Source organism: Methylomonas methanica, from assembly GCF_001644035.1.
In the GTDB taxonomy this organism is placed as follows: domain Bacteria; phylum Pseudomonadota; class Gammaproteobacteria; order Methylococcales; family Methylomonadaceae; genus Methylomonas; species Methylomonas methanica_A.
On record NZ_LUUG01000053.1, the window covers coordinates 25,294 to 51,504 of the forward strand.

Annotated in this window: 26 protein-coding genes; 16 read left to right on the forward strand and 10 right to left on the reverse strand. The window is 50.7% G+C overall.

All coding sequences use genetic code 11. The annotated features are described in order from the left end of the window. The first annotated feature begins 4 nt into the window (after window positions 1-4). The 8 genes from lepA to A1332_RS06665 all read left to right on the forward strand — a co-directional run bounded on the left by lepA (window position 5) and on the right by A1332_RS06665 (window position 6,906). Complete coding sequence (lepA, locus tag A1332_RS06630; RefSeq protein ID WP_064007768.1) at window positions 5-1,804, forward strand: translation elongation factor 4; 1,800 nt, start codon at window positions 5-7, stop codon at window positions 1,802-1,804. A gap of 12 nt (window positions 1,805-1,816) precedes the next feature. Then, window positions 1,817-2,593, forward strand: a complete 777-nt coding sequence (gene lepB, locus A1332_RS06635) for a signal peptidase I (protein ID WP_064007769.1) — start codon at window positions 1,817-1,819, stop codon at window positions 2,591-2,593. Between the two features lie 102 nt (window positions 2,594-2,695). Continuing rightward, window positions 2,696-3,073 carry a DUF4845 domain-containing protein gene (locus A1332_RS06640; RefSeq protein ID WP_033155535.1) on the forward strand — a complete coding sequence of 126 codons (378 nt, stop codon included), beginning with the start codon at window positions 2,696-2,698 and terminating at the stop codon, window positions 3,071-3,073. After that, on the forward strand, window positions 3,070-3,753 hold the full coding sequence (gene rnc, locus A1332_RS06645; protein ID WP_064007770.1) for a ribonuclease III: 684 nt from the start codon (window positions 3,070-3,072) through the stop codon (window positions 3,751-3,753). Before A1332_RS06640 ends, rnc begins: the two co-directional genes overlap by 4 nt. Beyond that, window positions 3,750-4,640 carry a GTPase Era gene (gene era / locus A1332_RS06650; protein WP_064007771.1) on the forward strand — a complete coding sequence of 297 codons (891 nt, stop codon included), beginning with the start codon at window positions 3,750-3,752 and terminating at the stop codon, window positions 4,638-4,640. The genes rnc and era overlap by 4 nt, the downstream gene beginning before the upstream one ends. Then, entirely contained in the window at window positions 4,640-5,341 is a 702-nt protein-coding gene (recO, locus tag A1332_RS06655; protein WP_064007772.1) for a DNA repair protein RecO, read from the forward strand. Before era ends, recO begins: the two co-directional genes overlap by 1 nt. Window positions 5,342-5,414: 73 nt before the next feature. After that, complete coding sequence (pdxJ, locus tag A1332_RS06660) at window positions 5,415-6,158, forward strand: pyridoxine 5'-phosphate synthase (protein ID WP_064007773.1); 744 nt, start codon at window positions 5,415-5,417, stop codon at window positions 6,156-6,158. A gap of 4 nt (window positions 6,159-6,162) precedes the next feature. Next, window positions 6,163-6,906: a PP2C family protein-serine/threonine phosphatase gene (locus A1332_RS06665; protein WP_064007774.1), complete on the forward strand. Its 744-nt coding sequence runs from the start codon at window positions 6,163-6,165 to the stop codon at window positions 6,904-6,906. A gap of 52 nt (window positions 6,907-6,958) precedes the next feature. Here the strand turns inward: A1332_RS06665 and A1332_RS06670 are convergent, their stop codons facing one another. The 5 genes from A1332_RS06670 to epmB all read right to left on the reverse strand — a co-directional run bounded on the left by A1332_RS06670 (window position 6,959) and on the right by epmB (window position 14,751). Beyond that, window positions 6,959-7,912, reverse strand: coding sequence for a sigma-54 interaction domain-containing protein (locus tag A1332_RS06670; protein ID WP_064007775.1), 954 nt, complete (start codon window positions 7,910-7,912; stop codon window positions 6,959-6,961). Between the two features lie 11 nt (window positions 7,913-7,923). Then, entirely contained in the window at window positions 7,924-8,649 is a 726-nt protein-coding gene (locus tag A1332_RS06675) for a sulfite exporter TauE/SafE family protein (RefSeq protein WP_020485298.1), read from the reverse strand. A gap of 89 nt (window positions 8,650-8,738) precedes the next feature. Further along, on the reverse strand, window positions 8,739-9,662 hold the full coding sequence (locus A1332_RS06680) for a diguanylate cyclase domain-containing protein (protein WP_064007776.1): 924 nt from the start codon (window positions 9,660-9,662) through the stop codon (window positions 8,739-8,741). Window positions 9,663-9,666: 4 nt separating this feature from the next. After that, window positions 9,667-13,665, reverse strand: a complete 3,999-nt coding sequence (locus A1332_RS06685; RefSeq protein ID WP_064007777.1) for a PAS domain-containing protein — start codon at window positions 13,663-13,665, stop codon at window positions 9,667-9,669. 99 nt (window positions 13,666-13,764) lie between these two features. Beyond that, window positions 13,765-14,751 (reverse strand): EF-P beta-lysylation protein EpmB, encoded by a 987-nt coding sequence (epmB, locus tag A1332_RS06690; RefSeq protein ID WP_064007778.1) that lies wholly within the window; start codon window positions 14,749-14,751, stop codon window positions 13,765-13,767. A 73-nt stretch (window positions 14,752-14,824) separates the two neighbouring features. On the opposite strand from epmB, the gene efp reads away from it, so the two are divergent. Both efp and epmA read left to right on the forward strand, forming a co-directional pair. Next, window positions 14,825-15,394 carry an elongation factor P gene (efp, locus tag A1332_RS06695; protein ID WP_020485302.1) on the forward strand — a complete coding sequence of 190 codons (570 nt, stop codon included), beginning with the start codon at window positions 14,825-14,827 and terminating at the stop codon, window positions 15,392-15,394. After that, window positions 15,391-16,371: an EF-P lysine aminoacylase EpmA gene (gene epmA, locus A1332_RS06700; protein ID WP_064007779.1), complete on the forward strand. Its 981-nt coding sequence runs from the start codon at window positions 15,391-15,393 to the stop codon at window positions 16,369-16,371. Before efp ends, epmA begins: the two co-directional genes overlap by 4 nt. Window positions 16,372-16,461: 90 nt before the next feature. On the opposite strand, the gene A1332_RS06705 is transcribed toward epmA, so the two are convergent. The 3 genes from A1332_RS06705 to A1332_RS06715 all read right to left on the reverse strand — a co-directional run bounded on the left by A1332_RS06705 (window position 16,462) and on the right by A1332_RS06715 (window position 19,147). Next, window positions 16,462-16,737 (reverse strand): hypothetical protein, encoded by a 276-nt coding sequence (locus A1332_RS06705; protein ID WP_064007780.1) that lies wholly within the window; start codon window positions 16,735-16,737, stop codon window positions 16,462-16,464. A 264-nt stretch (window positions 16,738-17,001) separates the two neighbouring features. Further along, entirely contained in the window at window positions 17,002-18,792 is a 1,791-nt protein-coding gene (gene aspS / locus A1332_RS06710; RefSeq protein ID WP_064007781.1) for an aspartate--tRNA ligase, read from the reverse strand. A 91-nt stretch (window positions 18,793-18,883) separates the two neighbouring features. After that, window positions 18,884-19,147 (reverse strand): FmdB family zinc ribbon protein, encoded by a 264-nt coding sequence (locus A1332_RS06715; RefSeq protein WP_064007782.1) that lies wholly within the window; start codon window positions 19,145-19,147, stop codon window positions 18,884-18,886. 113 nt (window positions 19,148-19,260) lie between these two features. Between A1332_RS06715 and pyrC the strand changes: the two genes are divergently transcribed. The 6 genes from pyrC (at window position 19,261) to hemJ (ending at window position 24,334) form a co-directional block, all read left to right on the forward strand. Then, window positions 19,261-20,298, forward strand: a complete 1,038-nt coding sequence (pyrC, locus tag A1332_RS06720) for a dihydroorotase (protein ID WP_064007783.1) — start codon at window positions 19,261-19,263, stop codon at window positions 20,296-20,298. Between the two features lie 204 nt (window positions 20,299-20,502). Beyond that, window positions 20,503-22,083: an ArnT family glycosyltransferase gene (locus A1332_RS06725; RefSeq protein WP_064007784.1), complete on the forward strand. Its 1,581-nt coding sequence runs from the start codon at window positions 20,503-20,505 to the stop codon at window positions 22,081-22,083. Between the two features lie 76 nt (window positions 22,084-22,159). Continuing rightward, a complete protein-coding gene (locus A1332_RS06730) occupies window positions 22,160-22,885 on the forward strand; it encodes a glycosyltransferase family 2 protein (RefSeq protein WP_064007785.1) in 726 nt (241 codons plus the stop codon). 48 nt (window positions 22,886-22,933) lie between these two features. After that, a complete protein-coding gene (locus A1332_RS06735; protein WP_082879573.1) occupies window positions 22,934-23,311 on the forward strand; it encodes a lipid-A-disaccharide synthase N-terminal domain-containing protein in 378 nt (125 codons plus the stop codon). A gap of 127 nt (window positions 23,312-23,438) precedes the next feature. Beyond that, on the forward strand, window positions 23,439-23,891 hold the full coding sequence (locus A1332_RS06740) for a DUF4124 domain-containing protein (RefSeq protein WP_064007786.1): 453 nt from the start codon (window positions 23,439-23,441) through the stop codon (window positions 23,889-23,891). A 17-nt stretch (window positions 23,892-23,908) separates the two neighbouring features. Continuing rightward, on the forward strand, window positions 23,909-24,334 hold the full coding sequence (gene hemJ / locus A1332_RS06745; protein ID WP_064007787.1) for a protoporphyrinogen oxidase HemJ: 426 nt from the start codon (window positions 23,909-23,911) through the stop codon (window positions 24,332-24,334). Here the strand turns inward: hemJ and murU are convergent. After that, entirely contained in the window at window positions 24,331-25,029 is a 699-nt protein-coding gene (gene murU, locus A1332_RS06750; protein WP_064007788.1) for an N-acetylmuramate alpha-1-phosphate uridylyltransferase MurU, read from the reverse strand. The two genes, hemJ and murU, sit on opposite strands and share 4 nt — an antisense overlap. Continuing rightward, on the reverse strand, window positions 25,026-26,027 hold the full coding sequence (locus tag A1332_RS06755; RefSeq protein WP_064007789.1) for an aminoglycoside phosphotransferase family protein: 1,002 nt from the start codon (window positions 26,025-26,027) through the stop codon (window positions 25,026-25,028). The genes murU and A1332_RS06755 overlap by 4 nt, the downstream gene beginning before the upstream one ends. Window positions 26,028-26,211 lie beyond the last annotated feature (184 nt).

The window sequence follows — 26,211 nt, forward strand, 5'->3', positions numbered from 1 at the left end:
CTAAGTGGATCAAAAAAATATCAGAAATTTCTCCATCATTGCCCATATCGATCACGGGAAATCGACATTGGCAGACCGATTCATTCAAATTTGTGGCGGATTAAGCGACCGGGAAATGGAGGCGCAAGTACTCGATTCCATGGATCTGGAGCGGGAACGCGGCATCACCATCAAGGCGCAAAGCGTCACCCTGGATTACAAAGCCAGCGACGGCGTCACCTATCAACTGAATTTTATCGACACACCGGGACACGTGGATTTTTCCTACGAAGTCTCACGTTCCTTGGCCGCCTGCGAAGGTGCCTTACTGGTGGTCGATGCCGCGCAAGGCGTGGAAGCGCAAAGCGTGGCCAACTGCTACACCGCCATCGAACAAGGTTTGGAAGTGGTGCCGGTGCTGAACAAGATCGATTTGCCCTCCGCCGAACCGGAACGGGTGATGGAAGAAATTGAGAATGTCATCGGTATTCCGGCCGACGAAGCCCTGAAGATTAGTGCCAAGACCGGCATCGGCGTCGAAGCGGTGCTGGATCAATTGATCCAGAAGATTCCACCACCTGCCGGCGATGAAAATGCGCCCTTACAGGCTTTAATCATCGATTCCTGGTTCGACAATTATCTGGGCGTGGTCTCACTGGTGCGTATCGTCAATGGCAATCTGCGCAAGAAACAAAAGATTACCGTGATGTCTACCGGTAAATCGTTTCTGGTCGAGAAGTTGGGTGTTTACACCCCAAAACAGCTGGAGAAGCAGCAATTACATACCGGCGAAGTGGGCTTCATCGTTGCGGGCATCAAGGATATTTTCGGCGCGCCGGTAGGGGATACCATTACCGCGACAGACAATCCCGCCACCGAAGCCTTGCCAGGCTTTGAGAAAGTTCAGCCGAGAGTATTCGCCGGTTTGTATCCGGTCAGTTCCGACGATTTTGGGGCGATGCGCGAAGCCTTGGATAAGCTGCGCCTTAACGACTCGGCATTGAATTACGAGCCGGAAACTTCGCAAGCCTTGGGCTTTGGATTTCGCTGCGGATTTCTCGGTATGCTGCATATGGAAATCGTTCAGGAAAGGCTGGAGCGTGAGTACAACATCGATTTAATCACCACCGCACCGACTGTGATTTACGAAGTGGAAACCCATGGCGGCGAGATCGTGATGGTCGATAACCCGGCGAAATTACCCGATGTCGGTACCATTATCGAAGTCCGCGAGCCGATCATTTTGGCGAATATCCTGGTGCCGCAAGCCTATTTGGGTAATGTGATCAATTTATGTATCGAAAAGCGCGGCGTCCAGAAAAACATGCAATATGCCGGCAGCCAGGTTTCGCTGAGTTATGAGTTACCGATGAGTGAAGTGGTCTTGGATTTCTTTGATCGTCTTAAGTCGGTCAGTCGTGGTTACGCGTCATTTGATTATGAATTTCTGCGTTTCGAACCAGCACCGCTTGTGAAACTGGATGTATTGATCAACGGCGACAAAGTCGATGCCTTGTCTATTATTGTGCATAGAGATTTGAGCCAGAATCGCGGTCGCGACCTGGTGGAAAAGATGAAAGACTTGATTCCGCGGCAGATGTATGAAGTGGCGATTCAGGCTGCTATAGGCGCCAAGGTGATCGCACGCTCGACTGTAAAAGCCATGCGCAAAAATGTCACAGCCAAGTGTTATGGTGGCGACATTACACGTAAGAAAAAGCTACTGGAAAAACAGAAAGCCGGTAAGAAGCGGATGAAGCAGGTGGGTAGTATCGAGATTCCTCAGGAAGCCTTCCTGGCGGTGTTGCAGGTCAATAAAGAATAATAACGATCAATTATGGATTACGATTTTTCATTTTTTCTGGTGGTAGCCAGTTTTGTCACCGGTGTTGTCTGGGGTGGATATTGCTTGTACTTGAAGCGGGCCAATCTGCCTTATCCTACCGAAAACGAGCCGCTACTGGTCGAATATGCCCGCTCGTTTTTCCCGGTGGTATTGATCGTATTGTTGCTGCGCTCATTTCTGTTCGAACCGTTCCGGATTCCGTCGGGATCGATGATGCCGACATTGTTGGTCGGCGATTTTATTTTGGTGAATAAATTTAGCTACGGTGTACGCTTACCGGTTTTGAACACCAAGGTTATCGAAGTGGGCGAACCGAAGCGCGGCGATATCGTAGTGTTTCGGTTTCCGAAACAACCGGAAGTAGATTACATCAAACGGGTGATTGGTTTGCCGGGGGACCGCATCGCTTACTTTGACAAAAAGCTTCACGTTAATGGCGTTCCTGCCAAGCAAGTGTCGCTGGGGCGCTATCAGGGCGTCGGGCAGGGCAGCAATATGACCGGTGCCGAGCGTTTGGAAGAGGATTTGTTGGGGATTGAGCATTCCATCCTGGTGAGTCGCGGCGCCTCGTCTGTTGAGGATGTATTTGTGGTCCCGCAGGGCCAATATTTCGTCATGGGCGATAACCGCGATAACAGCAACGACAGTCGTTATTGGGGCACGGTACCTGAAGCCAATCTGGTTGGTAGAGCCTTTTTTATCTGGATGAATTGGGACTGGCAAAATAACGGCATTGCTTTTGACCGGCTTGGTACAGTGCTGCGTTGAGCGGTTTACTGCGGGATAATCGTCGTCTCGAAAAACAATGTTTATTGCGGTGGATTTTCGATAGTCTCTGGTTTATTTCTAATTTTTCGCGGGGGTAGTGTTATGCCGTCATCATTAAAAAAACAACGCGGTTTAACCTTTCTGTCTATTGCCTTTATCTTGGCGCTAATTGGTTTCTTTACCCTATTGATTCTAAAAATTGCCCCGATTTACATCAATCATAGCCGAGTGGTAAACGCCTTGAAAGCAGTGGAAAACACTACCGATATAGTGACTAAAACTAAGTCTGATATAAAAGGTAGCTTGGAAAAACGCTTTGATATGAATTATGTAGAGCACGTGACCAATGACAATATCAAAATCGTTGCGCAACCCGGCTATGTGCGGGTTGATATCGACTATGAGAGAGTGGAACCCATTATGGGTAATTTGAGTGTGTTGGTTGAATTCCACGAGGGATTCGAAGCTGGCAATAAGTGATTAAAAAACCGGAAACTCTTGCCGGCAAGTTGGGTTTAACGTTTAACGACCCCAGCTTATTTGCGATGGCCTTGACCCATCGTAGCATGGGCGCCAAAAACAATGAGCGCCTAGAATATCTGGGCGATTCCGTGCTGGGCTTCGTAATCGCCCAAAAATTATACGAACTGTTCCCCGAAGCAGGAGAGGGCGCCTTAAGCCGATTACGTGCCAGTCTGGTCAACCAAAATTCGCTGGCGGAAGTGGCTCGACAGCACAATATTGGCGACTATCTGATTTTAGGTTCCGGCGAACTGAAAAGCGGCGGTTTTCGTAGAGACTCGATTCTGTCGGATGCCTTGGAAGCCATTATGGGTGCCTTGCTGAAAGACCAAGGAGTGGATGTCTGTCAGCAATGGATACTACGATTATTCGATGACAAACTGGCTGCGCTGAAAGTAGACGATTGGACCAAAGACCCGAAAACCCGGTTGCAGGAATTGATGCAAGCCAGCCGTAAGCCATTGCCGGTTTACGAATTAGTCAGTATGTCCGGCGCGGATCACGCGCAAACCTTTGAAGTGAAATGCACTATCGCATTAACGCCGGAAACCCGTAACGGTGTCGGTATTTCCCGAAAAAAGGCTGAGCAGGCAGCTGCCGAAAATATGTTAAATTTTTTACAATCCAGGGATAAATGAACTGCGGATATGTTGCTTTAATCGGTAGGCCCAATGTCGGTAAATCGACGTTGATGAATCACTTGCTGGGTCAGAAACTCAGCATCACCTCAAGAAAGCCGCAAACCACCCGGCATCGAATTCTGGGTATCAAGACGACAGCCGCCGGGCAGGCCATCTTTATGGACACCCCGGGCATGCACAGCGACGAAAAAAAGGTATTGAACCGTTATCTGAACAAGACTGCGGACAGTACCTTGCTGGGAGTCGATGTGGTGATTTGGTTGCTGGACGGCTTGTATTGGCACGAGTACGACGAGAAGATTTTCCAGAAACTCGAGCGAGCCGGACTGCCGGTTATCTTGGCAATCAACAAGGTCGATAAAATCAAGGATAAGGATGCAGTGCTCAAATTCTTCGCTGAGGCCCAGCAGAAATATCCGTTTCAGCACATCGTGCCGGTTTCGGCGCTGAAAAATACCAATCTTGAGCTGCTGGAGCAGCACATCATGGCCTTGTTGCCCGAGGCCGAGCCAATTTACCCGGAAGATCAAATCACCGACAGGCCAGAGCGCTTTTTTGCCGCGGAAATTATTCGCGAAAAACTGACCCGCCGTTTGGGCGACGAATTGCCTTACGCGCTGACTGTAGAAATCGAACGTTACGAAGAGTTTCCGGAACTTTGCAAAATATACGCAGCGATTTTGGTAGAGCGGGATAGCCAAAAAAGCATCGTCATCGGTAAGCAAGGCGAAATGCTGAAAAAAGTCGGTAGCGAAGCACGCGTCGATATTGAAAAATTGATTGGCCAAAAAGTCTATCTGGAACTGTGGGTTAAAGTGAAAAAGGGCTGGTCGGATAACGAGCGCGCCTTACAGAGTTTAGGTTTTAGCGATTTTGGTAATTAATGAATGGTTCGGCCGTTTATTTGCAGCCGGCGTTTGTGCTCCAGCATCGACCATACCGGGAAACCAGCGTATTGTTAGATGTTTTTACCCGGGATTTTGGCGTGGTTTCCATGCTCGCCAAGGGTGTGCGTAAGGAAAAGTCGAAAATCGCCGGCTTGTTGTTGCCTTTCAGTGCGCTGCGGCTGTCTTTTGTCGATAAAAATGAATTAAAAGTTCTTTCTCAAGTGGAATACGTCGACAGCTATCCTTTAGAGCGTTTGGCTTTGTACTGCGGATTTTATGTGAACGAGCTGGTGCAGATATTTGTGCACAAATACGATCCTCAACCCGAGATGTTTAGTTGCTACGAGCGTTGCCTGAGTGATTTATTGCTTGGTGAGCGTATCGAGCAGACTCTGCGTTATTTTGAGCTGGATTTATTGCAAGAGGCTGGCTATGCCGTTGCGATGGACTCCGAAGCTAACGGTAACCCAATAATGACAGGGCAACGCTATAATTTTTTAGCTGATTTCGGCATGGTCGCGGATAACGAAGGCTTGATCGGCGGTGAAACCTTATCAATCTTGGCCGCAAGGGCGCTGCTGGAAGGCCGCGCTTTGTTTGAAGCCAAACTACTCTTCAGAAAGATGCTGGATGGACATTTGCAAGGCAGACAGCTGAAAAGCAGGGATGTACTGGCAAAAATCATTAAGTATTTGTAGGCTAAAGACGAAACTCAGGACGGGTTTACCATCTTTCATCCATCTTACTCATCCGCTTGCGGACTTATATTCAATGGAAAAACAAATCATCTTATTAGGCGTCAACATCGACCATGTTGCGACCTTACGCCAGGCTAGAGGCACTCGTTATCCCGAGCCGGTGCAGGCTGCGCTGGTCGCCGAGCAGGCCGGTGCCGACGGCATTACCGCGCATTTGCGCGAAGACAGACGGCATATTCAGGACAGAGATATTTATTTGCTAAAGGATATGTTGCATACCCGGCTGAATCTGGAAATGGCCGTGACCGATGCTATGTTGGCGTTGGCGGTTAAGGTCGAGCCGCAAGCTTGTTGTTTAGTGCCGGAACGCCGTGAGGAATTGACCACCGAGGGCGGTCTGGATGTGGCCGGTGCTGCGGGTAAAATGCGCTCTGCCTGCCGGCAATTGGCGGATGCCAATATAGAAGTATCCTTATTTATCGATCCGGACTTCCGGCAAATCGACGCGGCGGTTGAGGCTGGTGCGCCGGTGGTGGAGTTGCATACCGGCCGCTATGCGGACGCCGTGAGCAAGGTTGAGAGAGAGGAAGAATTGCAAAGAATCCGCACGGCTGCGGCTTATGCTCACCAAGCAGGATTGCAAGTCAATGCCGGACACGGATTGAATATCGCCAATGTCGAGGCTATTTGCCGGATCGAGCAGATTGTGGAATTAAATATAGGTCATTCCTTGATTGCGCAGGCTCTGTTTTCCGGCTTGGAAAACGCGGTTAGGGATATGAAGCGGGTAATGCGGGAGTCGCGTTTACACGGTTGATAACATGCAGAAAGAGCTCGAGTTTTATCAATTAACCTCGATAGGCAATCGCGAGGTTAATCAGGATTGCATGGCCCACCGAGTGTGCGTTGATTACGCGGTATTTGTCGTCGCTGACGGATTGGGCGGGCATTACTCCGGCGAAAAGGCCTCACAATTTTTTTGCCGTAGCTTGATTGCCTTGGCGGAAAAATATCGTGGGCATGTATCATCAGCGAAGGCCGAGACGGTGATGGCTGCTTGGGTCACCGAAGCTGTCAGGAATATGAGTGAACTGTTTGCCGGCGATCCGTTTGCAAGCGATGCTCACACCACCTGTGCGATTCTGTATTTGGACCAGGAGCGGACGATAGTGGCTCATTGTGGCGACTCCAGGGTCTATCGTATCAATCCCGAGCAAGTCTTATGGCGTACAAAAGATCATTCGGTGCCCCAACAACTGTTTAACGAGGGCAAAATCAGCGAATGGGAAATGGGGGTGCATCCCGATCAGCATAAGCTGACGCGTAGTATTAATGTGCTGAGTGCGCCTGCGGTCGATATAGCCAGTTTCCCACCGATGAAAAGCGGCGAAACCTTTGTGCTCTGTAGCGACGGTTTCTGGGAGTTTGTAAAGGAGCCGGAGTTGTTGGCGTTATCGCAAGAGGGTATTGGGAAGCCGGAGTTGCAAAAGATGGCAAAAATGGCTGTGTTACGCGCCCAAGGTAAAAGCGATAATGTTACCGTGCAGTGGATAAGGCGGCGTTAGCTGTGCAGGAGGGCCGGGGCATAGCAGATGCAGCCCCGGTAAACTGTATGGCTTAGTGTGTTGCCAAGCCGTGTTTTTGAATACGGTAAAGCAAGGTGTCCCTGGATATGCCCAATAGACGCGCCGATTTGCTGCGATTGCCCTTGGTTCTGTTCAAGGCTTGCAGAATCATGTCTGCTTCCAACGCATCAAGTTGTAGCCCTAACTCCGGCAAGGTAAAGTCGGAACTGACTGTTATTGCGCTGCGGTTGAATTCGTGGGGCAGATTTTCCGGCTCGATTACTTTGCCCGACAACAGAATGCTTAGTCTTTCACAAAGATTTCGCAATTCACGTACATTGCCCGGCCATTTGTAGCTGCGCAGCGTTTTTATGGCTTGTCTGCTGAATGTAGGCGGTTCCAGCGAATGCGCGGCTGAGAAGTGCGTGAAAAAATGTTTGGCCAGTATTTCGATATCTTCGGTCCGCTGATGCAATGCCGGCAATTCCAGAGGCACTACATTTAAGCGGAAATATAAGTCTTGACGAAACTGACCGTTTTCTATCAGTTTGGTGAGGTCGGCATTGGAGGCCGCAATAACGCGCACATTGACCATATAGGGTTTGGTGCCTCCGACCGGCAAACATTCTCCGGATTCAAGGAAACGTAAAAGTTTTGCTTGGATCCCCAAGGGTAAAGAGTTGATTTCGTCCAGAAATAAAGTACCGCCATCGGCTGCCTGAAACAGTCCTTGCTTGTCAGATACCGCGCCGGTAAAAGCACCTTTCTTATGGCCGAATATTTCTGATTCAACCAGACCTTCAGGGAGTGCTGCGCAATTTAAGGCGATGAAGGGTTTATTTGCGCGCGGGCTATCCTTTTGAATTGCCGTTGCCAGTACTTCTTTTCCCGTGCCGGTTTCACCTTTGATCAGCACGGTAACGTCGGTCGCCGCAACGATACGAGCGCTACGAATCAATGCTTCGATTGCGGGAGATTGTCCAATAATAGGATCGAAGTTATCCACTGTAAAACCTCTCAAAACGTCATGATGTGTTCAACGCGCATAGGGTAGAGCCATGGGAAGGCTGCCAATAGCGCAAAGATAATAAACAAGGCTGCCACCGCGTGTTTAAAGTGCCGGATTTTAGAAAGCCTCGCCAGTAATGAGGTCATTATACCGACACCCATCACGGCAGGTAAAGTGCCCAATCCAAAAGCCAACATAGTGAGTGCGCTGTGGGTAATGCTGCCCGTGGTAACTGCTAGTGCCAATGCCGTATAAATCAAGCCGCAGGGCAGCCAGCCCCACACCATACCAAACAACAAAGCTTGGGTGCGGTTTTGTACCGGAATCAATCGGCGGCCGAATGGTTCGATAAGTTTCCAGAAGCGTGCGCCCATTTTTTCTATGTAGGCAAAGTAAGGGAACCAACCGCCGAGGTAAAGTCCGGCACCTGCCATCACCACGGCCGAGAGGAGTTGCAAAAATCTGTGTGCTTGGCCTTGAGCAAACGGTAGCGTTAAGAAGGCCTCCAGGACTCCAACTAAGGCGCCGGCCATCGCGTAGCTAAGAACCCGGCCGATGTTGTAATTCAGCACGATACCGAACAGACGGCGTTTATCGTTGCGAAGTTCGGGTTTAAGACTGTAAGTTAGGGTGCCAATAATGGAGCCGCACATGCCTATGCAATGCAGGCTGCTGAATAAACCCATTACAAACGCGGCAAGATAGGAAGCATTAAAGTCGAGGTAAAGATGCATAAACAAAAAGCCGGGGTAATAAGGTATTGAGTGAATTAGCGAGGATTATAGACGCTTTCCGAAACGCTAACGACGCGCAGATCTTTAAATTAACCGCTGTTGGATAAGTTATTCGCGCAGATGCGATTCCGCCCTTGATGCTTGGCCTGATACAACGCGTCGTCCGCCGCTTTCAGTAAACTGGCAACATCGTCGAATGTGTGGGCCTGTAAGGTCGCAACGCCGATGGATATGGTCACGAAATTGTTTGGGTTGTTCTGCGTATGGCGTATCTTTAGATTCTCTATAGTTTCGCGGTACTGCTCGGCACGCATTAGGGCGCCTATGCTGTCGGTGTTGGGAAGCAGGATGGAGAACTCTTCACCGCCCAGCCTCGCCACCAAGTCTTCGGGCCTATGGGTAATTTTTTGTAAGGCGCGCGCCACCGTTTTCAGGCACTCGTCGCCCATGGGATGCCCAAAGTAGTCGTTAAATTGTTTGAAATTGTCGATATCGGCTATTAACAACGAAAGCGGCATGCCCGTGCGTTTGGACTGATTCCATTGGCGTTCCAGGGCGGCGTCAAATGCTCTGCGATTGGGGATCTCCGTCAGTCCGTCCAGCGATGCCAGTTTTTCCAACAAATCGGATTTGGTTTTTAGCTGAATTTGGGTTCGTACTCTGGCTAACACAATGGATGGCGAAAACGGTTTGGTGATGTAGTCGCTACCGCCTATTCGAAAGCCATGCACCTCATCTTCTTCCGAATGTTTGGCGGTCAGGAAAATAATCGGAATATTGCGGGTTTTATCCGCCGACTTGAGCTGATGGCATATTTCATAACCATCCATGTCGTCCAGCATGATGTCCAGCAGGATCAGGTCGGGAAGTTGGCTGGTGGCGATATGTAAAGCCAGTTCGCTATGCACGGCTACTTTGACCGTGTAATGGGGTTCGAGAATGTTCTTGATAAGATCCAGATTTTCCGGGCTATCATCCACCGCCAGAATGGTATGCGTGTTTCTATTTTCCATTTTCCTATATCCCATGTTCCAGTATGTGATTGAGAGCTTGCGCGGCATCTACAAACTGGTAATTGGCAATTTGTTTTTTGATGGGCAATAAGGTTTGCAGCAGGGCTTTTTCATCGATATGGCGCATAATCCGATCAAGTTGCTGGTCCGAGTCGGAATCGAAGGTTTGCAGTTTATCGATCAATATGGCCAGTTGTTGTCGAGTTTCCAGTGTCGAATAGCGCGGTTCACCATTGCCGAGGCTCTCGCTGTTGGCCAAATTACTGTTGATACTACTGATAACCTTGGTCATCTCCAGTGTTGTCGCGGCAATATTGCTATCGATATGCGGGACATCGGCAATATTGGGGCGAAAATCGATTAGCGACTCTTCCAGTCGTACTAAGTGACTTTGCAATTGTAGCGCGCCGAGCGAGCCGACCAAACCTTTCAAAGTATGGACTAATTGATATGCTTTGTCGTACTGGTTGTGTGTGAAGGCTTGGCCGATTTCGTTCATTGTACCCGCATGATTTTCAGCAAATTTTAGTAATACTTTTCGATAAACGGTTAGATTGCCGGCCGTATGTTGTAATCCGGCGAAGGTGTCTATGCCGTAAAGATAAGGAAGCGGATGACTTTCCGGCTCTTCGCTGTTCGGGGTGGTCAGGGTCTTCCCGTCAGCTCGGGGTAGAATCCACTTCGCCAGCGTGGCGTAAAGCGTTTCCGGCAATATCGGTTTACTAATGAAATCGTCCATATCGGCTTGAAAGCACCTGTTGCGATCATTGCTCATCGCGTTGGCGGTCATCGCTATGACCGGCAAGGTTTGGCAGCCGGGCATGGCTCGTATCAGCTTGGTGGTTTGATAGCCATCCATTACCGGCATTTGCACATCCATTAACACGCAGTCGTAAGCGGTTTGTTGCAGTTTGCTCAAGGCAATTTCGCCGTTTTCGGCCACGTCGACGTGCAAATGCGCTTGTTCCAGCAGTTCGATGGCTACAATTCGATTTACCTCGTTGTCTTCAACCAGCAACACTTTGGCGCCGCTGATATGCTGCAATTTACCGGTATCGAGGGGGAGCTTTTGTTGGTATTGCGCGTTGCGTATCGAAGCGATGCTGGTAATGCCGAGTTTGACGCTAAAGGTAAACGTCGAGCCGAGGTTTTCTTGGCTGGAGACGCTTATCGTTCCGCCCATTTGCTCTACCAATTGTTTGGAAATGATCAGGCCCAAGCCCGTGCCGCCGTAATGACGCGTAACACTACTGTCGCCTTGGCTGAATGCCTGGAATAGTTTGGCTTGTTTTTCCGCATTCATACCGATGCCGGTATCGCTGATACTAAACTGCAAACAAGTCTGTTGCGCGGAGCGCCTAAGCTCGGTGAGCGTGACTTTTACCTCGCCATGTTCGGTAAACTTGATCGCGTTCCCGATCAGATTGATAAAAATTTGTCTTAGACGCTGCGGGTCGCCAACGACAGGGAGAAAGGTTTGAGTCTCCGGCGGGCGAATCAATGCTATGCCTTTGCTCGCGCAGAGTTCGGACATCGTGGAAAACACCTTATCCAGCATTTCTCCCAGTAAAAAAGGTACGGATTCCAGATGCATTTTTCCGGCTTCCATTTTGGAAAAATCCAGAATATCGTCGATGATGGTCATCAACGAGCGCGAGGCGGTTTCCACTCGTTCCAGGTAGTCGCGCTGTTTTGCGGTGATACTGCTGTTCAGACATAATTCAACCAAGCCTATAATGGCATTCATCGGCGTGCGGATTTCGTGGCTCATATTGGCGAGAAATTCGGATTTTACTCGTGTCGCCTGTTCTGCCTGCTGCTTGGCTTCCAACAGCCTTTGCTCGGTTTGCAGCCGGTCGGTGATGTCTTGCATGGTGCCTTGAACGCCAGTGATTTTATCACTGAGGTCGCGAATAACTTGTCCTCGCTGATGGACATGACGAACTTGGTCGTTACCGAGAACGATCCGATGTCTGAAATCGATACTGCCGCTACTGATCGCGTTTTGCATCGCCGTTTTAAAAAAGCTTTGGTCGTCCGGGTGAACCAGTGTGCTTAAAATGCTGGAAAAGGTGGGGGTAAAAACAACTTTACTGGTTGCAGTAATCCGATACATTTCGTCCGACCAGCTAAAGTGATTATCCGGCAAATGCCAATGCCAATCTCCAATATGGGAAATACTTTGCGCATCCAGTAAGCGTTGTTTTTGGTCTTGCAATGCATTGATGGCGCGGCTGCGTTCCAACTCGGCGGTAATTTGCAACGCAAATAATTTCAGGGTGTCAGTGGCAAAGTTGGTATCGGGAATTGGCCGACAGTAGGATACCGAGATAAATCCGAAACTATTTTGTTGTTTGTCGAGCAATGGAATGCCCAGATAACCTTGAATTTGTTGGCTCCGCAGCCAGTCGGCGTCGGGGAATTGCTCGGCTACATGCTGTTCGACGCAACAAATAGCCCCAGCGGCAACCTCGCGGCAAGGCGAGTTATCCAGGCTAAATTCGCGATTACCGACAATTTTGCCTTTTGCGCAAAGCGATAGGCTGCGGGCGCGTCCACTGTCCAGTGTTTCGGCAATTAATGCAAAGTCGGCTCCCAGGGTTTCTACGGTCAATAGAGTCAGATTATCCAGTAGCGATGTAGCATTTTGCGGCAGGTTGCTGGATACGATATTCCTAATCACGCTAGTTTGCTGGCGCTGTTCAGTGATGTCGGTAACCAGACCCTGATAATCGATAATCCTGCCTTGCTCGTTGCGCACCACCATTTTTCGGTCTTGCACCCATTTTATGCCGCCGTTTTGGGCGACGATGCGATAGGGTTGATGCGCTATTTCGGAACAGTCCGGATCGTTGCGGCAGGTGCTTATTTCGCGAAGGAAAACTCCGGCATCGTCGGGATGGACCAGGTTGAGATAAAACAGATTGCCGGTTATCAATTGTTCGACACTATAGCCGAACAGCTGGCGGGCATTCTCAGTGGCGAATTCTATCGGTAATCCTTCGCAATTATTCCATTTCAATACCACTGCGGCGCTCTGGCTAATAATTTGATAGGCGCGTTGCAGATTGTACTCCGACTGCTTACGCACGCTGATGTCTTGGTGCGTGCCGCATAGCCGGCTTGGGCCGCCGCTGACAGTGTCGTGGGCTACAACGGCGCCGGACCCTTGTATCCATACCCAATGGCCGAGTTTGTGGCGCATGCGAAATTCCACTACATAGGGGCGACCGGACTCTATGTGCTTGGCAACCACCTCTTTCACTCGTTGTCTGTCGTCCGGATGCAGGCGTTTGTCCCAGTCGCTGACATAGTTATCCAGTTCGTCATGGCTGAGGCCCAGCATTTCCAGCCAGCGTTGATTCACGGAATGTTTGCCGCTTAGATAATTCCAATCCCAATAGCCCAACTGGGCGCCGTCTATTACCAGGGCTAATTGTTCTTCAATTTGCTTTCGAGGTGTGATGTCGATATGGAACTGGATTAATTCGCTGTTGTTATGGGTGGAAAGACGGGTAAGCGAGATTTGCTGCCATGTTTGATTTGGAAACGCAAAGTCGCTAGCGGGCATAGCCTTTCCGGCCTTGATATGTTGGCATAAGGGACATGCTGTTTCGGCATGGTTGGTCGGATGAAACCAGGCGTGTATAGCTTGTCCCTCTAATTCCCCTGGGGACTTGCCCACCGACAAAGCCGCAGCCTGGTTGGCATTACGAATGATGCCCCGATTATCCACCACGATGGCGGATTGGGCGATATGGTCGTAAAAGTTGCCGATTGGCGCCAGTCCGGATGACGGATGTTGCCGATTCGACAACAATTCGCTAAAAATCAGCAAGACAGCCAGTCCAGGCAGCAAAACTATCAATATTTCGGTCAGTTCCCCAGAGCCATTTATGCTCTGATACAGCACAACGGTAATCTCGCATATCAACAGTAAACACACTGCTACCAGCACGAACCGGCGTATCTGATTGGCAGTGTTTGCGAGTTTATCTGTCATAGTTTGCTGATGTTGGGAATCAAACCGGGAGGGTCGGGAAAAATCTTAGCCCGGCTATCGGCAAATGTGAATCCATGTCGCCGGAAAACTGTCCGGTGGTCAGCAAATTGGGATTTTATACGCTGCTCCGGCCCGTTCTTTAACCAGTTTAGGAACCAGATAGCCGGGCAGATGGCTTCGCATATCTTCTATTAAATGCCTAGCGGCGGTTTCGGATACTTCAAAATGGCCGGTGCCGCTGGCGTGGTCCAGCACATGCAGGTAGTAAGGCAAAATGCCCAGCTCAAACAGCTTCTCGCTCAGTGCGCAGAGCGTCGTGCCGGCATCGTTAATCCCCTTCAATAGGACGCTTTGATTTAATAAAGTGATGCCGTGGCGGCGTAAATCGCTACAAACCGCTCCAACAGCAGGGCTCAGCTCATTCGCATGATTGGCATGAAATACCAGCACAATTTGTTGCGATAGGCTGGATAAGGCGTTCAGCAGTTGTTGGGTAACGCGCATCGGCAATACGATGGGCACCCTGCTATGAATGCGAATCCGTTTGACATGTTCAATCTCCCCTAGTTTTTCCAGTAGCTGGCCGAGCTTATCGTCATTTAGCAGCAAGGGGTCGCCGCCGCTGAGGATTACTTCGCTGATTTCCGGATGGTTGATAATGTAGCTAAGTGCTTGTTGGACTTTTTGCGTAGACAACTGCAACTCCGCATAAGGGAAATTGCGCCGAAAACAATACCGGCAGTGCACTGCGCAAGCGCCGGTGCTAATCAACAATACTCGGCCATGATACTTATGAATAATGCCTGCTTCGGCAACGGCGCCAAGGTCTCCCACCGGGTCATGGCTGTAGCCCGGATAGTCGATCAGTTCGTTCTGAGTCGGCAGCACTTGTCTCAGCAAGGGGTCATTCGGATCGCCGGGGCGCATGCAATCGGCAAATCCGCGCGGGACACGAAGCGGAAAGGCTTTGAAATCCGGCAGCAATGCCACGCTGTCTATTGGAATATGCAGATAGTCACAAAGGGCTTCGACGCTGGTAAATGCCTCGGCCAGCGCTTGTTGCCAGCCGGCGGTTTGGGTGTTCAATGCTGCTCCGGTTTCCGATTAAAAATCTTATCCATTATAATCGTCCGACTATTATTTGTTTCACGAGGAAAAAATGGCGACTTTTAGCACCAACGAGTTCAAGGGCGGTTTGAAAATCATGCTGGACAACGACCCTTGTTCGATTATCGAAAACGAGTTTGTTAAGCCGGGTAAGGGGCAGGCGTTTAATCGGGTCAGGATCAGAAATCTGAAAACCGGTCGGGTCATTGAGCGTACCTTTAAATCCGGCGATACCGTGGAAGGTGCGGATGTCGTTGATAAGGAAATGCAATATTTGTACAGCGATGGCGAGTTCTGGCACTTCATGGTGCCCGATACTTTTGAACAGTATCAAGCCGACAAAAACGCTGTATCCGATGCTATTAAATGGCTGAAAGAACAAGATGTTTGCACAATGACCCTGTGGAACGACTCACCGTTGTCGGTAACGCCACCTAACTTTGTGGAATTAACCATCACCGAAACCGATCCCGGCCTGAAAGGCGATACCTCGGGCGGCGGCGGTAAACCGGCCACGCTGGAGTCCGGTGCCGTGGTGCGCGTACCCTTGTTTGTGCAAATCGGCGAAGTGATCAAAGTCGATACCCGTACCGGCGAGTACGTGTCCCGCGTTAAAGAGTGACGGTACGCTGGCAGCCGAGCTGCCCACTTGAGCATTTGCGCACTCGCGCGCAAATGCTGGCGGCGATACGGCGTTTTTTCGAGGCGCGGGATGTGCTGGAAGTCGAAACGCCGCTACTGTGCCCGGCTACCGGCACCGATCCGCAGCTGGATTTTTTCAGCAGTCAATTTAATTCCCCCCCCAACAGACCAACCCTGTTTCTACAAACCTCGCCGGAGTTCGCGATGAAGCGGCTGTTGGCCGCGGGTAGCGGCAGTATTTATCAGGTCTGCAAGGCGTTTAGGAACGGCGAAGCCGGGCGCTATCACAATCCGGAATTCACGATTTTGGAATGGTATCGGGTCGGCTACGATTTGCGGCAATTGATGGCGGAAGTCGCCGAATTGTTGCAGCAGCTATTGCAGTCCTTCTCTGCCGAATTGCCAACCAAGCAAATCAGCTACCAACAGCTATTTTTGGATTCCACAGGTTTGGATCCTTTGATTTTTTGCGTCAGCGATTATCAGACCTATGCAGTTGCGAATTCGCTTCCGGAGGCTAACGAGCTGTGCGGTAACGATCATGCATTATGGCTGGATTTCATTTTTAGCCATCGCGTCCAGCAGATGATGGATAAGGATACGATTTATTTGCTGCATGGCTATCCGGCCATCCAGTCTTCGCTGGCACGCTTGAATGTCGATGATTCGCGGATCAGCGAGCGTTTTGAAGTGTTCATCAATGGCGTGGAGCTGGGCAATGGTTTTTATGAACTCGCCGATCCGCTTGAACAGGAAGCGCGTTTTGATCAGGAAATTGCCTATCGGCTAAGTCATGGTTTACCGGGGGTTGCTAAGGACGACGCATTTTTGCAGGCATTGAAATTCGGTTTGCCGGATTGCAGCGGGGTAGCGATTGGCCTGGACCGGCTGCTGATGATTGCTCTGGGCAGTGCGTCTATTAGCGACGTGCTGGCTTTTCCTGTCGCGCGCGTTTGAGGCTCAATCTTGAAAAGCCTGAAAAAACTCCCCCTTCGCCGAAGGGGGATGTAGTCGGTAGGTTTCCCTAAAAACGATTAATCGATTTGCTTAGTAGGGCCAGCTGAGCGAACTTTTTTGTTGGTCCGGGTGGTCTGCGGCATCTAGCGCCGTTTGTATGTCGTCTACGAAAAAGCGTCTAAGGCCGCGGCCAAGGCGATGCGCCAGCACCGGTAGAGCTTGTTCTTTTTCCAGGTAAGCCACCGGTTCGCGACCCTTGCGGTAATTGTTTAGCGCTCTTCTGACTGCGCCGCACAGATAGCACTCTGCACCCTCAGGAAGAGTGGCGTTCAAATCGCGAAGTAGATGTGGAGTTATTTTATTCATAGCATCCCCCTCCTCATTCGGAGTGTTGGGCGGTAATCCTTATGCCATGCGAAGATCCGCAACCCGGATCTGTTATTTAATAAAAATAACGTGATTAACTTATCAATATGGCAAAAAAAGTCAACGAGTATTTGGCGCGGTTTTTTGACGTATATCAATACCTTTGTTGACTGTTTGGCAAGGTATTGCTGCTGGTAAGCTTACTAAGATAAGTGTTTTAACAAGAAGATAGGGCGGACAAGTGTGTCCGCCCTCAGATTTGGCTTAATCCTGCTTTTCGGTCTTGCCGGCAGGGTTACGCAGCTTGATGCCCAGTTCCTTTAACTGCTCGTCGCTGACCAAGGCTGGCGCATTGAATAACGGGCAAGCAGCCGTCTGGGTTTTCGGGAAAGCAATGACATCGCGAATCGAGCTGGCGCCGGTCATCAGCATGACCAAACGGTCCAAGCCAAACGCGATACCGCCGTGCGGCGGCGCACCGTATTTCAAGGCATCCAGCAGGAAGCCGAATTTTTCCCGCGCTTCTTCGTGGCCAATGCCAAGAATGTCAAATACGGTTTGTTGCATCGCGGTGCGGTTGATCCGGATCGAGCCGCCGCCGACTTCGGTGCCATTCAAGACCAAATCGTAAGCGCGTGACAAGGCGGTGCCGGGATTGGCGACCAAATCTTCCACCGAGCAACTCGGCGCGGTAAATGGATGGTGGATCGCGGTGAAGCGTTGGGCTTTTTCGTCCCAGGCAAACATCGGGAAATCCACGACCCATAATGGTTTCCAAGGTCCGGTCAACAGGTTGCGGTCCAAGCCCAATTTTACCCGCAGCGCGCCCATCGCTTCGTTGACGATGCCGGTTTTGTCGGCACCGAAGAAAATCAAATCGCCGTTTTGCGCGCCGACTTTTTCCATCACCTTGGCCCAGACTTCGGCCGGAGCGAATTTGACGATGGGCGATTGCAAGCCTTCGACACCGGCGGCCAAGTCGTTGACTTTGATATAAGCCAAGCCTTTCGCGCCATAAATGCCGACAAATTTGGTCAGTTCGTCGATCACGCTACGGCTCAAGTCGCCGCCTTCCGGCAGGCGCATGGCGACGACGCGGCCGTTCGGATCGTTGGCCGGGCCGGAGAATACTTTGAAGTCAACGCCTTTCATTTCCTCGGCAATGTCTACCAGCTCCAGCGGAATACGCAAATCAGGGCGATCGGAACCGTAACGGCGCATCGCTTCCGAATAGCTGATCACCGGAAATTCATCGCCCAAATCCACGTCGATGATGTCCTTGAACAAGCGGCGGATCATTTCTTCCATGATCGCCATGATGTCTTGCTCATTCATGAACGAGGTTTCTATATCCAGCTGGGTAAATTCCGGCTGCCGATCAGCCCGCAAGTCTTCGTCGCGGAAACAGCGTACTACCTGATAGTAACGATCCATGCCGGCGATCATCAGCAATTGTTTGTAGAGCTGCGGCGATTGCGGTAAGGCAAAGAACGAATTGGGGTGAGTGCGGCTGGGCACGATGTAATCGCGAGCGCCTTCCGGCGTAGCTTTGGTCAGGTAGGGTGTTTCGATTTCGAAAAACTCGTGATCGTCCAAATATTGGCGCAGATTGCGAGTGACGTCGCGGCGGACCTTCATTTTTTGCTGCATCGCAGTGCGGCGCAAATCGATATAGCGGAAGCGCAGCCGAGTTTCCTCGTTGACTTCGATATCGCTTTCCAACGGGAACGGTGGGGTTTCCGACTCGTTCAGTACTTCGATGTGTTTGCCCAATACTTCAATTTGGCCGGTGGACATATTCGGGTTATGCGTGCCTTCAGGGCGGTCGCGCACGATGCCTTCGATACGCAGCACATACTCGCTACGAACACTTTCGGCAATCGCAAAGCTTTCGGCCATATCGGGATCGAACACCACTTGCACCAGGCCGGCGCGGTCTCTCAAGTCGATAAAAATAACGCCGCCGTGGTCACGGCGACGATGTACCCAGCCGCACAGGGCAACGGTTTGACCTAAATGTTGGGTGTTCAATTCTCCACACTTGTGGCTACGCATAGTTGTTCTCGGGTTAATCAAAATACGGGGGGTAGGTAAAAATTAGGAAGTGCCAGTCGTTTCTTAAAAACTGGCAGCCACCATGGGTTTCCTAATGGTTATGGTTGGGGCAGCCGCTGCAACTGGCGGCTTTTTCGGGGGCTTTGTTTTCGCCGGCCACGTTTTTCTTGGTGCCGCTTTTGAAGTCGGTTTCATACCAGCCGCCGCCTTTCAGACGAAATCCCGCTGCGGAAATTTTCTTTTTTAATTCCGCTTCGTTGCAGGCAGGGCAAACGACCAGGGGCTCGGCACCCAATTTTTGCAGGGCTTCGTGTTCGTGTCCGCAAGCATTGCATTGGTATTCGTAAATAGGCATCTGCTTCTCCAGTTGAAAGTGTCTAAAACGGCTTACTAAGGGCGGGGTTTTAAATTTTCAAGGCCCTTAATGTTAGAATAACTGGCTATTTTAAATGAAAACGCCCGGAGATTATGGATAAATTGACCATCCGCCAACCCGACGATTGGCATTTGCACGTCAGGACCGGCAGTATTTTAAAAACCGTGATAGGTCATACGGCCAGACAATTCGGTCGGGCCATCATTATGCCGAATCTGAAACCGCCGGTCACAACGGTCGCGCAGGCTTTGCTTTACAGACAAGAAATTTTGGCCGCTTTGCCGTCAGGATCGACATTTCAGCCCTTGATGACCTTGTATCTCACGGCAAATACCTCGGTGGAGGAAATCAAAAAAGTGGCCGATGCCGAGCATGTGTATGCTTTCAAGTTGTATCCGGCCGGTGCGACCACCAATTCCGATGCCGGCGTCGCCGACATCGAAGCGGCTTATCCTTTATTCGCGGCGATGGAGAAATACGGCGTGCCGCTATTAATCCACGGCGAAGTCACCGATGCTGAATACGATATTTTCGACCGGGAAAAAATCTTTATCGATAGTAAATTAAGCAAGCTTACCCGGCAATTCCCGGCGCTACGCATTGTTGTCGAGCACCTGACGACCCAGGAAGCGGTAGAGTTTGTCCAAGCCGCCGGCGCGAATATCGCCGCGACTATTACCCCGCAACATCTGCTCTACAACCGCAATGCCATTTTGGCCGGCGGTATTCGCCCGCATTTCTACTGTTTACCTATCCTGAAGCGCGAACATCATCGCCAAGCCTTAACAAAGGCGGCTACCAGCGGTAATTCCAAATTTTTCCTCGGTACCGACAGCGCGCCGCATTTGACCGGGTTGAAAGAAAATAGCTGCGGTTGCGCCGGTTGTTATAGCGCGCATGCGGCATTGGAATTGTATGCCCAAGCGTTCGAACAGGCTGGTGCATTGGATAAGCTGGAAGGCTTCGCCAGTTTTTACGGCGCGGATTTTTACGGTTTGCCGCGCAACTCCGCGAGCGTCACTTTAGAAAAACAAGCCTGGATCGTACCGGAGGCCTATGCCGATGCGGATGGAGCTATTACGCCATTACGAGCCGGCGAGAGTCTGTCATGGCGCTTAGTCGTCGCCTGATTCCTTATGATAAATGGGGCAATTCAACCTGCTCAGCGGTTTGTTTCAACCGATCCTGTTGCCTTTTGGTTTCGACTTGAGATGCGTCGGGCTTTGCCGTCTGTAATGTTGCTGGCATGAAACTAGCTTAATCTTTTGGCATAACGCTGGCGTGATTCTGGTCGCTTGGATGTCCAGTGGTCGGAATCGATATTTTCTAGAACAATGACCATACCCGAAAAACTGATATACCATTGGGGCATCCTGCCGCTTTGGCTGCTGCTGACCGCAAGCGTTTATTTTCGCTCGCCCATACCCATCGACGAAACGCGCTATCTTAGTGTGGCTTGGGATATGTGGCTGCGCGGCGACTTTCTGGTACCGTATTTGAATGGCGAAACCTATAGTCATAAACCGCCTTTATTATTTTGGTTGATTCAAGCCGGCTGGGGGGTATTCGGCGTTAATCAGTGGTGGCCGAGTTTGGTAGGGCCGTTGGCAGCATTGGCAAATCTTTTGCTGACGCGGAAATTGGCGGAGAAACTTTGGCCGGAGCAGGCGGCAGCCGCCTTGTTGGCGCCGTGGATACTGATGGCAACCTTGCTCTGGACTTTATTCGCCACGTCAACCATGTTTGACATTCTGCTAACCGGCTGGGTGCTGTTGGGAATGCTCGGTCTGCTGGAAGTTATGCAAGGAGCGGAACGTAATGGTTGGATATTGGTTGCGGCAGCAATGGGCTTGGGCATTCTAAGCAAAGGGCCGGTGGTTTTATTGCATCTAATCCCAACCGCGGCTTTGGTAGTTGTCTGGACGCCGCGTCCGATTGCCTTCCCCCGCTGGTTTGGTGGTTTGTTAATAGCAGTCTTGCTCGGAGCCGCTATCGCGCTGTTCTGGGCGATTCCGGCGGCCATGGCCGGTGGCGAGGAATATGCCAACGCAATCCTGTGGCATCAGACCGCTGATCGCGCAGTAAGCACCAAAATCCATACCCGGTCACTGTTCTGGTATCTGCCTTTTTTGCCGATGTTTTTGTTCCCCTGGCTGTTCTGGCCGCATTTCTGGGGTAGTTTGCGCGGGAGCCGATTTTTTAACGATAGCGGCCTGCGTTTCTGTCTGGTTTGGCTGGTATCAAGCTTTGTGGTGTTTTCGTTGTTGCCCAGCAAGCAGATTCATTATTTGATTCCGATGTTACCGGCCTTTGCGTTGTTGGTAGCCAGGGTGGTGGGGCAAAACGCAGAAAAGCCGAGGCTAGCCGGAGAGTGGTTATTGCCGGTGCTGTTCGGCGCAATCGGGATATTTTTAGTTTATCTGCCCAAGACGCCGGGCTTGTCGAAATTGAATTGGGTCCAGACTGTACAGCCGGCATGGGGTTTGAGCGTATTGGCTATTGCCATCATTTTGGCGCTGTCGGTTTGGATTAAACGTGGGTTGTCGATAGCTGCCCTATCCACGGCATTGGTGACGGCGATTTTTGTCGGATTTATATTTTTCTTCCGCTATGCCGGCCCGGCATACAACCTGGCGCCCGCGGCAATGCAGGTGAAAAACTACAACGAACAGCACATCCCTTTTGTCTATGTTGGCAATTACCAAGGGCAATTCAATTTCTTGGGGCGTTTAACTCAGCCGGTGCCGGTTTTGCCTGGAGAACGGCTTGCGGATTGGGCAGCACAACATGCGGACGGCTACCTGATCTCCCTGGAAAAAAACAAGCCTAGCGACGCCATATACCTACAGCCCCATCGGGAATATTGGCTGGTATTTCGGCGCGCGGGGCAGGCTGCTGATGTCAAACCCCTATAACTCAAACCTGTACAAAATTCTTATCTGTGCATAAGCGTTTGATACAATTCACAACTTTTTCAACTTTTACCAAGATATGAAGATTTCTGTAGTAGTCCCCGTTCACAATGAAACGGACAATGTCGAATTGCTGATCGAGGAAATCCATCGCGCGCTGGGCGATGGGGAAGCCTATGAAATGATTTTTGTGGACGACGGCAGTACCGATGATACCGGCGTTAAATTGCAAGGTGCGATGCAGCAATATCCGACACTGCGAGTGCTGACGCATCAGCGCAGTTGCGGGCAAAGCCGCGCGGTGCATACCGGTGTCTCGGCGGCGCGCTATCCATGGATAGCCACCTTGGACGGCGACGGTCAGAACGATCCGGCCGATATACCCAATCTGGTCGCGGCCTGGCACGCACAAAACGACAGCCAATTGTGGATGCTGGCCGGTTTTCGGCATAAGCGCAACGATACGGGTTGGCGGAAGTTCTCATCCAAATTTGCCAACGCGGTGCGGCAGTCAATTTTGCATGACGCCACTCCGGATACCGGTTGCGGCTTGAAGTTATTTCTGCGAGATAAGTTTTTGGCTTTGCCGTATTTCGATCATATCCATCGGTTCTTGCCGGCGTTAATCAGAATGGCGGGCGGGCATGTCATTTCGGTGAAAGTGAATCATAGACCGAGAAATTTCGGCACGTCGAAATACGGAACTTTGGATCGGGCCTTGGTCGGCATCGTCGATTTGCTGGGCGTCGTTTGGTTGAAAAAACGCCATAGCCTGCCGATTGTCAGCGAGATTCAGCGTGGTTAAGTGCTGGATTCAACCCGTTTACCCCGCAGTATCTCAGGAGTAGTTAACATGGAAAATCAAAGTGGTATCGTTTATTTTTTTACGCATTTGGCTGATAAATGGCAGCACCATTTATCGATCATGGACTCGAATGACATCATTTGGCTGACTATCGGTTTGGTAGGGCAGGCCTTGTTCATGATGCGTTTTATCGTGCAATGGATACACAGCGAGCGGCACCAGAAGAGCATGATTCCTGTGAGTTTCTGGTATTTCAGTTTGTCGGGTGGTGTTATCGTGTTGGCTTACGGCATTCACCGAGTCGATCCTGTCATCATCATAGGACAGCTACCAGGCACTTTTGTGTACGCCAGAAACTTGATGCTGATTCGTCGCGAACATCGCGATGCGTTGGCGGAAATGACCGAGCAAGACCTGGGGACCTAAACGGTTTGACCGCCTGGAAAATTGCCTAGCCTGTTTTAGCGAGGGCATTTTTCCGAACTATTGAAAACAGACTCGATTTTTACCCTAAACTATGGCCCGGGCAAATGCTGTTTTGGCGAGGTGTGCGATGAGGGTGTTAATTTTGCTGGCGATGGTTCTGAGTTTTCACTCGGCAAGCGCGGAAGTATTCAAATGTATCGGTAAGGACAGTAAAACCGTTTATCAGGCCAAGCCTTGCCAAACCAGCGATAAAACCGTGCAGTTGGATATTCAAGCCAATGAAGCCCAAGAAGCGGCGGCCAAAGCGAAGCTGGAAGCCCTGCAAAACGAACAGGAAGCCGCCAAAGCAGCCAAGCAGGAAGCGGAAAGACGCGATGCGATACTGAAAAATCAAACCGAATCGACAAATGCTCTAAAGCAAAGCGCGATCGCGCAGCAGCAGCAAGTCGAAGCGGAACAACGCCAGGCGGCCGCCTTGGAAAGACAGGCGCAGCAAAACAGTAATCGGGTGCTGATTGTCGCGCCTCCCACCGCACTACCGGGCATGTCCGCGCCGGTGATCACCGAAATTTTACGTTAGTTAGCCTCGGGAACCTCATGCTCTGGTTAAAAGCCTTACATTTGATTTTTATGGTGACCTGGTTCGCCGGTTTGTTTTATTTGCCCAGGTTATTTGTTTATCACGCAATGAGCGACGACAGTATTAGCAACGAACGTTTCAAAGTGATGGAACGCAAGTTGTACTACGGCATCATGACGCCGGGTATGATTGTCACCTTCATCTTTGGTGTTTGGATGTTGGGCGATTACGCGTGGATGCTTTATTCGGCCAGCGGTTGGCTGCATCTCAAACTGGGGTTGTTGGGTTTGCTGGTGGTTTACCATTTGTTTTGCGGCAAGTGGTTGCTGGATTTCAAGCATGATCGCAACCAGCATTCGCATGTGTATTACCGCTGGATTAACGAGATTCCGGTATTGTTCTTGGTCGCCATAGTCCTGCTGGCTGTCGTCAAGCCGTTCTAGTTAGCGACATCCTCGGTATGTTTGCTCGTGTCGCGAGCCTGCTGTTTACCCAGTTCTGCCAAGCGTTCCGGCGTGCCTATGTCCATCCACAAGCCGGAAAATTTCTCGCCGCTAATCCGCTGTTCTTGCATGGCACGGTTTAACACCGGTCTTAGTTTTAACGGGGCGGCGGGGATGTTTGCAAACAGCTTGGGGTGATAAACACCGATGCCGCTGAAGGTCAGTTTGTTTAAACCTTGTTCCGCCAATAGACCACCGGCATTCAGCGAAAAATCGCCCTCCGGATGATGCGGCGGATTGTTTATCATCACCAGATGAGCGAGATCGATGGCTCTGGTCCGCAAGTTGGCTAAAGGATAATCGCAAATAATGTCGGCGTTAAGCACCAGGAACGGCTCGTCGCCCAACAAAGGCAGGGCCTTGGCAATGCCGCCGGCGGTTTCCAGTGCGGTTTCGCCTTCATCAGAATACTCAATTGATACATTCCAGCGCTTACCGCTTTCGCAGTAGTCTTTAATCTGCTCGCCTAGATGGGCGATGTTGATGACGATTTCGCCAAAGCCGGCGTTAGCCAGATTTTCTATGGTGTATTCGATCAGCGCCTTACCGGCGGCTTTCAGCAAGGGTTTGGGGGTGTGGTCGGTCAAAGGCCGCATTCTTTCGCCGCGTCCGGCCGCTAAAATCATGGCCTTCATGCTGATACTCCGTAAGCAGGCATTACCTGTTCTTGCAGAAACTGCCGCATCTCGGCGAGCTCAGGATAAATATCGCAAACCTCGGAGATGTAAGCCAAAGTGCGCGGGATGTCGGCCAGATAATTGGATTTGCCGTCGCGCAGATGCAATCTGGCGAAAATGCCGACAGCTTTAAGGTGGCGCTGCATACCCATCAGGTCGAACCAGCGTTTGAAACGATTAAAATCGGCTTGAATCAATCCGGCCGCACAGAGGCGTTGGTGATAATCCTTAGCCCAGCTGATGACTTGTTGGTCCGGCCAAGCGATGTAACAGTCGCGCAGCAGCGATACCAAATCGTAGCTGATCGGACCAACGACTGCGTCTTGGAAATCGATAACACCCGGTGAGTCGTGTTCCAACACCATCAGGTTGCGCGAGTGGAAATCCCGGTGCACGCAGACTTGCGGTTGTTCGAGCGCCGAAGCGATCAGAATCGCGTTGAGAGGTGTCGCGAGCGTATCTGGAATCGCAATCCCTAGCAGCTTTTCCAAAAACCATTCGTAAAAAATAGCTAGCTCGCGGAGCAGAAGGGCACTGTCGTAAGCCGGCAAGCCGCAATCAAGCGGGTTTACGCCGGTTTGCAGTTTGAACAAGCTGTCCATGGCCTGGCTATACAGCAGTTCGGCATCGCCGGTTTGTAAGCGGTCGAGAAAACTCGTTGAGCCTAAGTCTTCCAGCAACAGAAAACCTTGGCGACTATTCTGTTGATAGATATTCGGGATATGGATATCGCTTGGTTTCAGAAGCCCGGCGACGCGTACGAACGGCTCGGTATTTTCTTTGTCCGGCGGCGCGTCCATGGCAATGTGACAGCCGTCGCGGTGCTCAACTCGGAAATATCGCCTGAAGCTGGCGTCGCTGGAAGCCGGGGTAATTTGCTGTATATCAAGCGCGACGTCGTTATTGAGCCAATCGACAAGCTCCGCCAAGCGGCGGTCTGAGCTGGAAACGTACATTTTTATTAATTGCGGGTCAACCTAAGGTAAAATGATGGGAAGCATTTTATTCGATTTCCATTCCGCTAAGTCAATTTAGCTGCATTCGCCAAGACATGAATTATCGGTTTTATACAATTTCTTCAGCATTATTGTTTTTTACGGGCGTCGCCTCTGCTGCCAATAATGCGGCGTGGAATTGTGA